Genomic DNA, 12,513 nt, shown 5'->3' on the forward strand with positions numbered 1-12,513 from the left:
ATTTTTTTAAACGCTCCAAAAATCATCTTCTGCGAGTCTTTCAAATTCATAGAATTTCATAAAAATATCTTAAAACAGATAATGAACGTAATGCTTTTATGATAAATATTTTATCTTTGGGAAGAATAGTATGGTAAACACTTGTTGATGATTAAAAAATTTTAAATCTTTTTCAAGAAGCTAAATAAAAACTTTTAACTTAAAACCTATTGAAAACAGATATCGACATCCATAACCACTGTCATTTTTCCTTTGACCTGTGGCTCACTTTAATCAAATCTCATCCTGAATTTAAAGCAAAAAGAGTTGAGCTGTTCTCCTCATTTTTCAACGTAGATAAACCGATAGAAGAAGTTGCGAAAACTGTAAAATATTACGATGATCTTTGCAATACTATTAATGAAGTCACGGGAGGAAATATAGACACTTTTGAAATTTATCTGATGATTCTTGGTTCTCTGGGTGTGGATGTAAAACAATTGAATAAAGAAAAACTCAATGAGTTTTACGGAAAAAGTGAAGATTTATTTCTGGAATACAGACCGATTGTGATTTTTGAGAATATCCATGATTTTTTTGAGGATATTAAAAATCAGGGAAAGACCATCAATATTCTGAGCAATACAGGATTTATCAAAGGAACAACCATGAGAAAATTTCTGATCCACGAAAACCTTGATCAGTATATAGATTTCCACATTTATTCTGATGAAATCAACTGTTCCAAACCGAACCCGCTTATTTTTCAGGAAGTGAAAAATAATATCAAAGATCAGGATTTGCCAATGCACCAGATTCTGCATATCGGAGACAATCCGTTTGCTGATTATGAAGGAGCAAAGAACTTCGGTTTCAGTGCCCATTTACTTAAACACTAAAAATAAACATGAATACAAGATACAGCTTACACCACATTCATTCCGCAGATGAGTTTACATTCTCACCTGCAGAATACAGCTATTTCAAATATGGCGATAAGTCGTATGCTGAAAAATTTGCAAAAGAATTATTTGACGGATTTATTTCCGGAAACGAAGCACTTTTAGATACTGATAAAGAAATTATTGTACTTCCAAGCCCTTATATGGCGATTCCTACGGCTTCTAATTTCTTATGTTTTTTCTTTAAAAAACATCTGGATTTTTATCTGTTTCAAAAAGGGAAAAAGTCAAGTGTTTTATCAAAAATCAACCGTAATCACACCTATATCACAGATTACGGGAACCTCAATTTTGAAGACCGTAAAAATCTGATCGCAAATGATACTTATTATATCGATAAAGATTTTTTGAGAGGAAAACTTTGTATTTTTATAGACGATATAAAAATCACGGGAAGTCATGAATATACAGTCAACAGAATTCTGGATGAATACAGCGTAGAGGCAGACTTTATGTTCCTGTATTATGCTGAACTGATGAATTTTGACCTTAATCCTAAGATTGAAAACTTTTTCAATTATTATGCAGTAAAAAATGTAAAACATGTTGCAGAGGTTATGAATAAAGAGAGTTTTGAGTTCAACACAAGGATTGTAAAATATATTTTAGGCCTGGAATCAAGTAATTTTGATTATCTTACGTCTAAAGTAAAAAGAGAACAGATGGATCTGCTTTTGGAGCTGGCCATCAGCAACAATTATCATTTAATAAAAGAATACGAAAATAACATCAATACTTTAACACAAACGGAATTATATTATGGCTATTAACTTACAAAAAGGACAAAGAGAAAACATTAACGCACCTAAATTTACTGTAGGTTTAGGATGGGATATCAATAATACTTCTACAGGTACAGGGTTTGACCTTGATGCCTCTTTGTTTTTGCTTGGAGACGATAAAAAATTAGTTTCAGATAATCACTTTATTTTCTATAACAACCTTGAATCTCCGGACAAATCGGTGATCCACACAGGAGATAACCTTACAGGGGAAGGAGCTGGTGATGACGAGCAGATCAAAATTGATCTGACAAAAATTGATGATGCGATCAAAGAAATTACAGTAGTAGTAACGATTCACGAAGCAGATTCAAGAAAGCAAAACTTTGGACAGGTAAGAAATTCTTTCATCAGAATTTTCAATACAGATACCAATGAAGAAATCTTAAAATATGAATTAGATGAAGATTTCTCAATCGAAACCGCTGTAGAATTCGGAAGAATTTACAACAGAAACGGAGAATGGAAATTTGAGGCTGTAGGGGCAGGACAGAGAGACGGCCTTGAGAAATTTGTATCAATTTATCAGAAGTAATCATGGACAATCAGGAAAATCAACCCATAGATCCGCTAGGATCAATAGAACCTCTTAAAACCTTTGAACCTACTCCAATGGTTCCTCCAACTCCGGCTCAGCCTGTTCAAAATGCAGCACCGGCAGTTCTTGTGGACAGAGAGGGAAATGTAAATCTGACTCAGCTGCAGTCAGAAGAACGTCAGAAATATGAAGTTCTTGCGAACTCTATTGATGAGGCCAATCCGGGGTCTATTGTGAATTTTGGAGCAGAGCTTCAGAAAACTCTAACCAATCAGAGTGACAGCTTTTTAGGAAATGTAAGAAGATCAAATTCCGGAGAAGTAGGGGGACTTATCAATGACCTTTTGGTAGAGCTTAACTATGTGGATGTAGAAGAGCTTAACGGAAATAAAGTAAAAAGCTTCCTGAGTAAATTACCATTTATGAAGAAGGTAATGACGCAGGTGGAAAATTTATTTGCAAAATATGACAAGATCATCAATAATATTGAGCAGATCTCTTATAAAGTAAATGCAGGTATTATTACTTCTACAAAGGATAATGCGGTACTTCAGACTATTTTTGAAAGCAATGTGAATTCTATCAAGCAGATTGAAGAACTTGTAATTGCAGGAAATATAAGAATGGAAAGAGCTGCAGTAGAACTTGCTCAAATGGAAACTGCTCCTCAGAATTTTCAGGATTATCAGATTGCGGATAAGAGAGATTTCATTGCAAGATTAGACAGAAGAATGGCGGATCTTAAAGTGGTGCGTGTGATTATGATGCAATCACTTCCACAGATCAGACTGGTACAGAACAACAACGTTTCTATTGCTGAAAAAGCACAGACGATTCTTACCACTACGCTTCCTGTCTGGAAAAACCAGCTTTCACTGGCTGTAGCAATGTACAGACAGCAGCAGAATATTGAAATCCAGCAGAAAGTATCTTCTACTACAGAAGAAATTTTAAGAAAGAATGCAGAGCGTCTTGGCCAGAACTCAATAAATGTTGCCAGAGCGAACGAGCAGACTATTGTTTCTGTGGAAACATTGAAAGAAACAACATCAATGTTGATCAATACATTGAATGAAGTGAAACAAATCCAGAAACAGGGAGCAGATAACAGAAGAAAACTGGATCAGGATCTTCAGACATTGGAGCATGAACTTAAAGCGAATGTCAGAGGTTAATTTATAGAATACTAAGGTGGGGGATGATGCAGCAACCATATTGTCGCAAAGCAAAAGGAGATTAACCAAGCTTAAGCTTCTTGCGAATTTTTTTGAACATATTGACATAATATCTATTTACATCAAAACAGATATTATCCACAATCTGTTCCAGGAAAATACGGCTTTGGATTACAATAAACTGGAACTTTTCCATCTGCAGTATACCGACAGTCTCATAGAACTTCTTACTAAAATTAAAAAACAGAAGGAAAATGATATGCTGGCTGTTATCAATGAAATTAACATCAACAGTAAATATATTTCAGGTTTTGAAGAAAGACGGGTAGACAGTTTTCAAACCGACAGGAAAATGTACAGCGGTGTATTTTCCCAACATCTGAAAACATTATATAAAGACCTTACAGAAGATAGTTTTACAGCCAATTGGGATAATGTACTGTATTTTCATAAAAAATATGCTCAGGAATTTTACAGAACGGAAGCAGATGAATTATTGTTGAAATCCGATTCTTTTCCTGCTTATCAGTATAAAGATTATTCCATTGAAAGAAAATTACTAGGAAGGCTTAATATACAAGGGTTTAAAGTCCGTTTTGTCTGTGGTTACCTTATCGGAACCCACGATTATGAACTTTTCAAAATCTTTCAGTCTGATGATTATTTTATTTTCAGTGTAGACGAAAAGAAATTGTATCTTTTTGACAAAGAATTGGATAAGCTGGATATTTCTGAAAATCAGTCTAACCAGAGTTCCATTATCGATCAGCTGAGAAATAAAAATGAACAGCTGGAAAATAGTATGAACGAAAGAAAACGTGCTTTACCGGCTGAAGTGGAAGGTGTTTTGAAAGATTATATTAAAAACCTTGAAAATATGGACATTATGAGCAAGATATTTGATTTTGACGAAGAAACGAATATCCTGCGCGCGATGCTTAATCTGAATTTGAATAATAACTAAAACAAAATTTGAAAAGCAAAGAAGTATGCTTTTTTGCAAAAAGTAAATAACAACTAAACATAAAAAGATGGCTATCAACTTACAAAAAGGTCAGAGAATCAACCTTAAAAAAGAAAATGGAGCTGAGCTTTCTCAAGCTTGTGTAGGAATCAACTGGGGAGCAATTGAAAAGAAAGGATTTTTTGGAACTAAAAAAGAAGCAGTAGACTTAGACGGAAGCTGTATTTTATATGATTCAAACAAAAATGTTACAGAAGTAATCTATTTCGGAAACCTTAAATCCAGAAACGGATCTGTAAGACACAGCGGAGACGACCTTACTGGTGATGTGGATGGTGATGACGGATTGGATAATGAAGTAATCACTGTAGATTTCAGCCAACTGGAGCCTAACGTAGAACACGTTGCAATGGTGCTGAACAGCTACAGAGGTCAGGATTTCGGAACCATTCCTTTTGCTTCTATCCGTATTTATGAAGGTTCACCTACCAACGTAAGAGAAGTTTTTGCAAAATATGATATTGCAAATGATGCTTCTTTCAGGGGACATGTTGCCATGGTAATGGGAGTTTTCTACAAGAGAAACGGAGAGTGGAAATTCAACGCTATCGGAGATCCTACTGCAGACAAAAAACTGGAACAGACGGTTCAGACAGTTCAGATGAATTACCTGTAATCAATTGTCAATCAAAAGATAAATAAAATAGCAATATTTGTACTCTGTGCATCTATTGCTTTTATCATATAATAACATAACTAAAGTGGAACATCAAAGTATTTTAGAACTGCACCCAGGTCTGGTGTGGGGATTTGCAGTAACAGTCGTTATCATGCTGCTCCTGGACTTAGGGGTATTTAATAAAAAAAGTCATGAAGTATCTTCCAAAGAAGCTACCATCTGGTCAATAGTATGGATCTCGCTTTCAATGGTTTTTTCAGGAGTGGTGTATTGGGTATTCAATACCGATGGAAGTCCTGAAAGCCATGCTTTGGCAATAGAAAAATTTACCCAGTATCAGGCTGCCTACTGGATTGAAAAGGCCCTGTCTGTAGATAACTTATTTGTATTTATCCTCGTTTTCGGTTTCTTTAAAGTTCCGAAGTATCTTCATCACAAAGTTCTTTTCTGGGGGATCATCGGGGCGTTAATCTTCAGAGCCATATTTATCTTTGCAGGAGTAGGATTAATAAACTTGACTTACCTTCCTGAAATGAATATCTTCGGAGAAGCAGTGAAAATCAACGTTGTAATGACATTGTTCGGATTATTCCTTGTGTACGCGGGAATCAAATCCTGGGGTGATGGTGACGATGATGATGACGAAGATTACAGCAATACAGCAGGAGCAAGGCTAATCAAAAGTTTCTGGAAAGTTTCCGATAACTACGATGGAGATAAATTCTTCACCATTCAGAACGGAATCAAAATGGCAACTCCTCTTTTAGTGGTAGTTGGTGTTATTGAATTTACAGACGTTCTTTTCGCAGTAGATTCCATTCCGGCGATCTTCGCGATTTCCAATGACCCTTTTATCCTTTATACATCGAATATCTTTGCGATTTTAGGATTAAGATCACTGTATTTCCTATTGGCGAACTTTATCCATATGTTCAGCAAACTTCCGTACGGATTGGCGATTATCCTGTCCTTTATCGGGGTTAAAATGCTTATCGCACCATGGATTCATATTCCGTCTCCGGTTTCTTTGGGAATCGTAGGAGGAGTATTGGTAATCTCTGTTCTGTTATCCATCATCTTCCCTGAAAAAGAAGAAGAGAAGAAAGAAGAATTGGAAGAAAAATAATTTTATTTAAAAAATATCTTAAAAGCCTCTGGAATTTATTTCTGGAGGCTTTTTGTTGGAAAACGCAAAGGCGCAAAAAGGATAAGCATTGTGCTGTTTTTAAGGCGCGAGAATATCTTGGCTTCGCTCAATATAGGATTTACAGCAGAAGTCATATGATTAGCAGTATTAAATTTTATCGAAGATAAAATCCTTGCGCCTTAACACATTATTTTTCATGAAAACTTCGCGCCTTTGCGTTTTCCGACATTTTATCCAAAAATTATTTTAAAATAAAATAGACAGACTGGTCTGTATATTGTTTTTTTTCATACATTTGTTCCAGAAAAGAAAAGCATATGAAATCTCCAAGAGAAAGAATAGTAGAAAAAACCTTTGAATTGTTTGCAAAACAAGGGTACAATTCTACAGGAATCAACCAGATCATTTCCGAGGCAGAAGTAGCCAAAGCAAGCTTTTATCAATATTTTAAATCCAAAGAAGACCTATGTGTAGAATTTCTGAAGGTAAGACATGAATATTGGTTCAGTGAACTCAATAGTTTTCTGTCAAAGGAAAAAGGCCCGAAATCTAAAACCATCCAGGCTTTCGATTTTCTGGTATATATGAATAAAAAAGAAAATTTCCGTGGGTGCAGCTTTCTGAATATTTTATCAGAAATACCAATGGATAATATTAAAATTCTGAGTGTAATTCAATCTCATAAAGCTGATCTCAGAAACTTTTTTTTAGAATTGCTAAATAATGATGATGAACTTTCCGATCATGTCTATATGCTTTTTGAAAGCAGTATTATAGAAAGCCAGCTTTTCAAATCCAATGAACTCATTGAAAAATCAAAAAAAATAGTCACCAATTTAATACAATAAGTTATGGAACAAAAACATCCGCTTCCGCCTTTCACCCTTGAAACGGCACTGGAAAAAATTCAAATGGCAGAAGATGCATGGAACAGTCAGGATCCCGAAAAGGTTTCCAAAGCATATACTATCGACAGCGAATGGAGAAACAGAGATACATTTGTGAATGGCAGAGAAGAGATTGTAGTATTTCTTCAGAAAAAATGGGAGAAGGAGCTTCATTATAAGCTTAAAAAAGAATATTGGGCACACACAGATAATCGCATTGCTGTCCGCTTTGAATATGAATATCAGACTAAAGATGGCAGCTGGTTCCGGGCGTATGGAAATGAGAACTGGGAATTTGATGAAAACGGGCTGATGGCGAAAAGATACGCAAGCATCAATGATTTGGCTATCAGGGAAGAAGACCGGAAATTATAAGTACAAGACTGTTATAACGACAGTCTTTTTTTAGGTGGAAATTCATTTTCTTGTTTTATATTTGTGGAAAATTATTCGATGTTATAAACTAATAACCATCTGAATTATATGCTCATCTGAAAAATAATTCGGATATAAAACTTAAATACAAATGAGAAAAAATCGATCAATCGAAAAAGTATTCTTACTTTTTTTACTTACGCCTTTTCTGGCTTTTTCCCAATGTTGGAAAGAAATCTCTACAGGAAGATCGAATTCTGTTGGTTTAAAAAATGACGGAAGTCTTTGGACCTGGGGAAATAATTGGTATGGACAATTGGGTGATGGAACCAATGTGTATAAAACAAGCCCGGTTCAGATAGGGAATACTAACTGGAAAAGTATCATATCAACTCCTGCAGAAGATTATGTTATGGCTATAAAATCTGATAATTCACTCTGGGGATGGGGAAGTAATTTTATGGGAATACTCGTGAGTACTACCAATGAAAATATAACCAGCCCTACAGAAATCGGAAACGCTGCAAATTTAAAGAGTGTCGCTCCAGGAGTGCATATTTTAACTATACGAACAGATGGAACGCTTTGGGCTAAGGGAAATAATACTTTTGGGCAATTAGGAGACGGAACAATAACAGACCAGAACTATAATTACATTCAAATAGGAACGGATACTAATTGGAAAGCTGTTGCAGTCGGAGTATTTCACAGTATTGCACTTAAAACTGATGGAACACTTTGGGCCTGGGGTTTTAATGCAACAGGACAACTGGGAGATGGTACTACAATTTGGAAAAAAATTCCCGTTCAGATAGGAACAGATACTAACTGGAAAAGCATATCAGTTGGAGCTAATCACACTCTTGCATTAAAAACAGACGGTACAATTTGGGCCTGGGGGTATAATTCTTCTGGAAAGTTAGGTGACGGTACAAGTATAGATAAACTTGTTCCTACCCAAATAGGTACTGCTTCTGATTGGGCAAGTGTTTTCGCTGCAGTCAATCATTCATTAGCTATTAAAAATAATGGAACACTTTGGGCCTGGGGAGATAATATGACAGCCCAATTAGGTGATGGTACATATCTTACTAAAATGACTCCTATACAAATAGGTACAGACAGTAATTGGAAAAGTGTAGTTGGAGGGTATAATCATACACTTGCTTTAAAAACAGATGGTTCACTTTGGTCTTGGGGAGATAATACCAGCGGCCAGCTTGGAAATGGTACTAATGCTGAAAGAATAATACCTACAGCCATTTCATGCCCTACGACCATGACATTGCAAGTAGGAGAAAACAGTAGAAAAAATGAAGGAATAATATTGTATCCAAATCCTACAAAGACTTCATTTATAATTAAAAATCTATCAGGAATTAAAACAGTGGAAATCTATAACGAAGAAGGAAGGCTAGTCGGTTCCTATGCAGACAGTAATAGTATTAATGTACAATCCTTACCAGAAGGATTATACTGGGTAAAGGTAGAAGATGTCAAAGGCATGATAATCATTAGAAAATTAATTAAAACTGAAAAATAATAATTTATAAATAGTAGAAAAGGAACAGTCTAAACACTGTTCCTTTTTTGTCCTCTATATTAATATCTTTTACGTTATGTGCAAAAATTCATAACTCATCATTTATAATTCATCATTATATTAACCGTTTTTCCCATGCAGCAGTTTATTAATCTTTCTCCTCGTCTGTACAGATACTTTATAAGCTTCATCACGCAGTTTCTGTATTTTTCCTACAGGCTGAAAAAAGATTTTACTTTCAAAAGGATTGAATGACAGCAGTTCATTGGTACAATCACGGGAATCGAGCAATGAATCCTTATTTATTTTTACCTCACCGATTTTAATGAAAGGAGAGTTTTTCCATTCTACATTCAACTTATTGATCGGTTGATCCTGAAGATCGTAACATAGCTGTATCAATATATCAGCAGAAAAATCATGAGACTGCAGGTAATTTTTTAATGAGTCTTTGATCTGCTGCTTTTTCCCTGTATGTTTATCCACATTCTTAGGAGATAATTTTATTTTAATGATTTGATCTCCCAGTCGGTAAGCACCTATAGAATAATAATCAAATGACAGGATAAAATCATTTCTTTTACCTATCAGCTTGATCATATTACGAGCCATATCACCCGTCAATGCAGAAGGAATTACTTTAATTATCTGAAGCAGCATTGGAAACAGGCTGCTCCATTTTTTGATGTAAAACTTATTAATAGCGGTAAATAGCTTCAGAAAAGTAGATACAGAATTAATTGGGAACAACGGAAAATTTACCAATGGATAATTGGCAAGTAATCCACCGTTCTCATCCTTGATCTGCACGGCAAACCCATAAGCAGGAATATCCTTTTTAGAGTTTTTAATTTTCAGCTGGGCATTGGAAAACCGGATAGTCAGATCAAATTTTTCCTTATCAAAAAAAGGCTGCAGTGATTCCGGAATATCCGGTTCAGTCCAGAATGTTCCCTTTGCTACAGCATACGTTTTTGCATGAGCATTTCTTGTAGCATAATTGACATCACTGATAGAAGAGGATTGTTCAACAAAATCCGCTATTGTTTTTTTATTGAGTTCCAGAAGTTTTTTTTCCTCCTCATTCAGTTCATCAAACTTCTTATTATATTTTAATGGATTTGGCATTTAGTTTTTAAAATCCAATTATAACGCCAAGTTTCGAAATCTGTGTTAAGTAAGTATTACAATTATTTGAATTTTGTGGAAAAGATGTTTAGAAATAAGGAAATGTAAGACAATATGATTAGTGAATATTGAAAAATAGATTGGTTAACCTGTTGATTTTTAATGTTTAGTTTTTTTAATAAAAATGAATCAGAAGCATGTTGTTATGATAGGAAATGCTTTGGATTTTTAACCTTCCCTCATCGTGCTTCCATCTTCCAACTCTAAAAAAGCCTTATCTTTGTAAAAAAATTATAATATGGGAGTAGCAGATATGTTATTTAAACGTAAAAAAGAATTGGCAGAAAAGAACCTGAAAGATGGTAAAGAATATATGGAAGAGTATGGTAAGAGAGAAAGCGTTGTGCAGTTACCAAGCGGCTTACAGTATGAAATCATTACAGAAGGTGATGGGGCAAAACCAGGGCCTAAGTCTACTGTAAAATGCCACTATCACGGAACTACTATTTCCGGTAAAGTATTCGACAGCTCTGTAAAAAGAGGTACACCTGCATCTTTCCCTTTAAACAGAGTAATTTCTGGATGGACGGAAGCTCTTCAATTAATGCCTGTTGGAAGCAAATGGAGACTGATTATTCCACCGCATTTAGCGTATGGAGATCAGGAGATCAGCAAAGAAATCGGACCAAACAGTACGCTTGTTTTTGAAGTTGAATTGCTGGATATTAAATAATCCTTCTTAAAAATAGATTAAAAAATTACCTGATTTCAGGTAATTTTTTTTATTTGTACTATATTCGTATTGATAATTGCAAAACAAAGGTGACAGGAAAAGATTTGTTTTATAATACGTCCGGTAACACAAAAATATGACTGAATGAAAAAACTCTTCTACCTTCTCGCTGTGGTAAGCTTACTGGTGTCCTGTGTTTCCAAAAAAAATCAGGCAATCCAGCAGAATATTCTTACCCTTAAGGACAGCTACTGTAAAGCTCCCTTTAAGTATAATTACAATAATAAACTTCCGTCTTATAATTCGGATTCTATTTTAGCAGCCAATAAAGAACTCAGCGGAATGTTTACCGATCAGAGTGTTTTAATTTTAAATGCATTGGGTAATCTTGATGATGTTCACAAAATCATCGAACTGAAAAAAGATTCTTCCCTCACTTCACAAGTGAAAATATTGCAGCTTAAAACCAAAATCAACAGCAGGATTACGATTGCTTTAACAGAACTGGATGCGGTGGCCGCAGAATTTGACTGTGAAGGAGAGAGAGTAGCTCAGATCGGAAGTTATGTGGATAATCTAAATGCCTCAAGAAATAATAAACTGATTTTATATTCAATCATTGCCGGTGCAGCCTCATCCATTGCCGGAGGAATTGTGAAAAGTGATGGTTGGGATAATGCAATAGGTATCGGAGGAGGTATTTTAGGAGCAGGTTTTGGTTTGGCAACCCTTAACCCGAAAGGAAAAAAGGTAGAATTTATTCATCAGAGGAATCTTTTGAGAGATATCTGGAAAGAAAAACTGGAGTCTCCCAACTTCCCACCTTTCATTTGGTATATGTATACCGAGAAAAAGTTTTCCAACAAAGAAGAATATTCTATTATAGGAAATATGAAACAGAGGTGGCTTCATTATCAGTTTGATGATGTAAAAGAAGCTGCAGATAAGTCTGTGATTTTCAGTGATGGTGGGTTTTACAGAGCAGATGATCTGAATAACCGTGCTGCCATGCTCAATCAGATGCAGTCAGCAACCCGTACCATCAATCAGAACATCAATTATCTGCTGCTTGATCTGGATAAATTAATCCTTTAAGAAAAAATTAATTGTAATAAATTTTATTACAGTTAAAAAATGTGTATATTTGCAGTGTAATTACAATGAACAATACAAGATTTGCTACGGCAATACATATTATGACCTTATTGGCGAAGAGCCCTCAGGAGTGGCTTACTTCCGAGTGGATAGCCGGTAGTATCAATGTGAATCCGGTGATTATCCGAAAGGAAATCAGCGTATTAAGAGAAGCAGGCTTGATTATCAGCAGACAGGGAAAAGAAGGAGGAAGTCAGCTTGGCAAAAATGCGGAATTGATCACTATTTCTGAGATCTATAAAGCAGTGAAAAATACAGAAGTATTAGGGAAAAAAAATCAGAACCCTAATCCAGCCTGTAGTGTTGGTAAGGAGATTAATACTCATTTAAATACATTATTTGAAGAAACAGACCATTTAGTAGTAAAGTTTTTAGGAGACAAGTCATTACAGGTATTCGCTGACCAGTTCGAATAAAAATTTTTTATCTTTAAATGTAACAAAATTTATTACAATTTAATTAAAAA

At 35.1% G+C, this 12,513-nt stretch carries 14 protein-coding genes; 13 read left to right on the forward strand and 1 reads right to left on the reverse strand.

The window, feature by feature from the left end:
* Window positions 1-209: 209 nt before the first annotated feature.
* From LC457_RS17985 to LC457_RS18030, 10 genes are all read left to right on the forward strand, one after another.
* Window positions 210-878 (forward strand): HAD family hydrolase, encoded by a 669-nt coding sequence (locus tag LC457_RS17985; protein WP_223601104.1) that lies wholly within the window; start codon window positions 210-212, stop codon window positions 876-878.
* An 8-nt stretch (window positions 879-886) separates the two neighbouring features.
* A complete protein-coding gene (locus LC457_RS17990; protein WP_223601105.1) occupies window positions 887-1,711 on the forward strand; it encodes a phosphoribosyltransferase family protein in 825 nt (274 codons plus the stop codon).
* Complete coding sequence (locus LC457_RS17995; RefSeq protein ID WP_047377805.1) at window positions 1,701-2,258, forward strand: TerD family protein; 558 nt, start codon at window positions 1,701-1,703, stop codon at window positions 2,256-2,258. Before LC457_RS17990 ends, LC457_RS17995 begins: the two co-directional genes overlap by 11 nt.
* A gap of 2 nt (window positions 2,259-2,260) precedes the next feature.
* Complete coding sequence (locus LC457_RS18000; RefSeq protein WP_223601106.1) at window positions 2,261-3,436, forward strand: toxic anion resistance protein; 1,176 nt, start codon at window positions 2,261-2,263, stop codon at window positions 3,434-3,436.
* A 16-nt stretch (window positions 3,437-3,452) separates the two neighbouring features.
* The gene (locus LC457_RS18005; RefSeq protein WP_223601107.1) at window positions 3,453-4,400 is read left to right on the forward strand and encodes a hypothetical protein; all 948 of its coding nucleotides are present in this window, start codon (window positions 3,453-3,455) and stop codon (window positions 4,398-4,400) included.
* Window positions 4,401-4,467: 67 nt separating this feature from the next.
* The gene (locus tag LC457_RS18010) at window positions 4,468-5,076 is read left to right on the forward strand and encodes a TerD family protein (RefSeq protein WP_213278133.1); all 609 of its coding nucleotides are present in this window, start codon (window positions 4,468-4,470) and stop codon (window positions 5,074-5,076) included.
* Window positions 5,077-5,161: 85 nt separating this feature from the next.
* Window positions 5,162-6,205 carry a TerC/Alx family metal homeostasis membrane protein gene (locus LC457_RS18015; protein WP_129042352.1) on the forward strand — a complete coding sequence of 348 codons (1,044 nt, stop codon included), beginning with the start codon at window positions 5,162-5,164 and terminating at the stop codon, window positions 6,203-6,205.
* A gap of 338 nt (window positions 6,206-6,543) precedes the next feature.
* Window positions 6,544-7,074 carry a TetR/AcrR family transcriptional regulator gene (locus LC457_RS18020; RefSeq protein WP_223601108.1) on the forward strand — a complete coding sequence of 177 codons (531 nt, stop codon included), beginning with the start codon at window positions 6,544-6,546 and terminating at the stop codon, window positions 7,072-7,074.
* A 3-nt stretch (window positions 7,075-7,077) separates the two neighbouring features.
* A complete protein-coding gene (locus tag LC457_RS18025) occupies window positions 7,078-7,488 on the forward strand; it encodes a nuclear transport factor 2 family protein (RefSeq protein ID WP_223601109.1) in 411 nt (136 codons plus the stop codon).
* Between the two features lie 151 nt (window positions 7,489-7,639).
* A complete protein-coding gene (locus LC457_RS18030) occupies window positions 7,640-9,031 on the forward strand; it encodes a T9SS type A sorting domain-containing protein (protein WP_223601110.1) in 1,392 nt (463 codons plus the stop codon).
* Between the two features lie 120 nt (window positions 9,032-9,151).
* Here LC457_RS18030 and LC457_RS18035 read toward each other — a convergent pair whose 3' ends face one another.
* On the reverse strand, window positions 9,152-10,159 hold the full coding sequence (locus LC457_RS18035) for a catalase (RefSeq protein ID WP_223601111.1): 1,008 nt from the start codon (window positions 10,157-10,159) through the stop codon (window positions 9,152-9,154).
* A gap of 298 nt (window positions 10,160-10,457) precedes the next feature.
* Between LC457_RS18035 and LC457_RS18040 the strand changes: the two genes are divergently transcribed.
* From LC457_RS18040 to LC457_RS18050, 3 genes are all read left to right on the forward strand, one after another.
* A complete protein-coding gene (locus LC457_RS18040; RefSeq protein WP_051934256.1) occupies window positions 10,458-10,892 on the forward strand; it encodes an FKBP-type peptidyl-prolyl cis-trans isomerase in 435 nt (144 codons plus the stop codon).
* 144 nt (window positions 10,893-11,036) lie between these two features.
* Window positions 11,037-11,987, forward strand: coding sequence for a hypothetical protein (locus tag LC457_RS18045; RefSeq protein WP_223601112.1), 951 nt, complete (start codon window positions 11,037-11,039; stop codon window positions 11,985-11,987).
* Window positions 11,988-12,052: 65 nt separating this feature from the next.
* Window positions 12,053-12,463 (forward strand): Rrf2 family transcriptional regulator, encoded by a 411-nt coding sequence (locus LC457_RS18050; protein ID WP_223601113.1) that lies wholly within the window; start codon window positions 12,053-12,055, stop codon window positions 12,461-12,463.
* Window positions 12,464-12,513: the final 50 nt, after the last annotated feature.

The sequence above is a fragment of the Chryseobacterium sp. GVT01B genome (assembly GCF_019970045.1).
GTDB lineage: Bacteria > Bacteroidota > Bacteroidia > Flavobacteriales > Weeksellaceae > Chryseobacterium.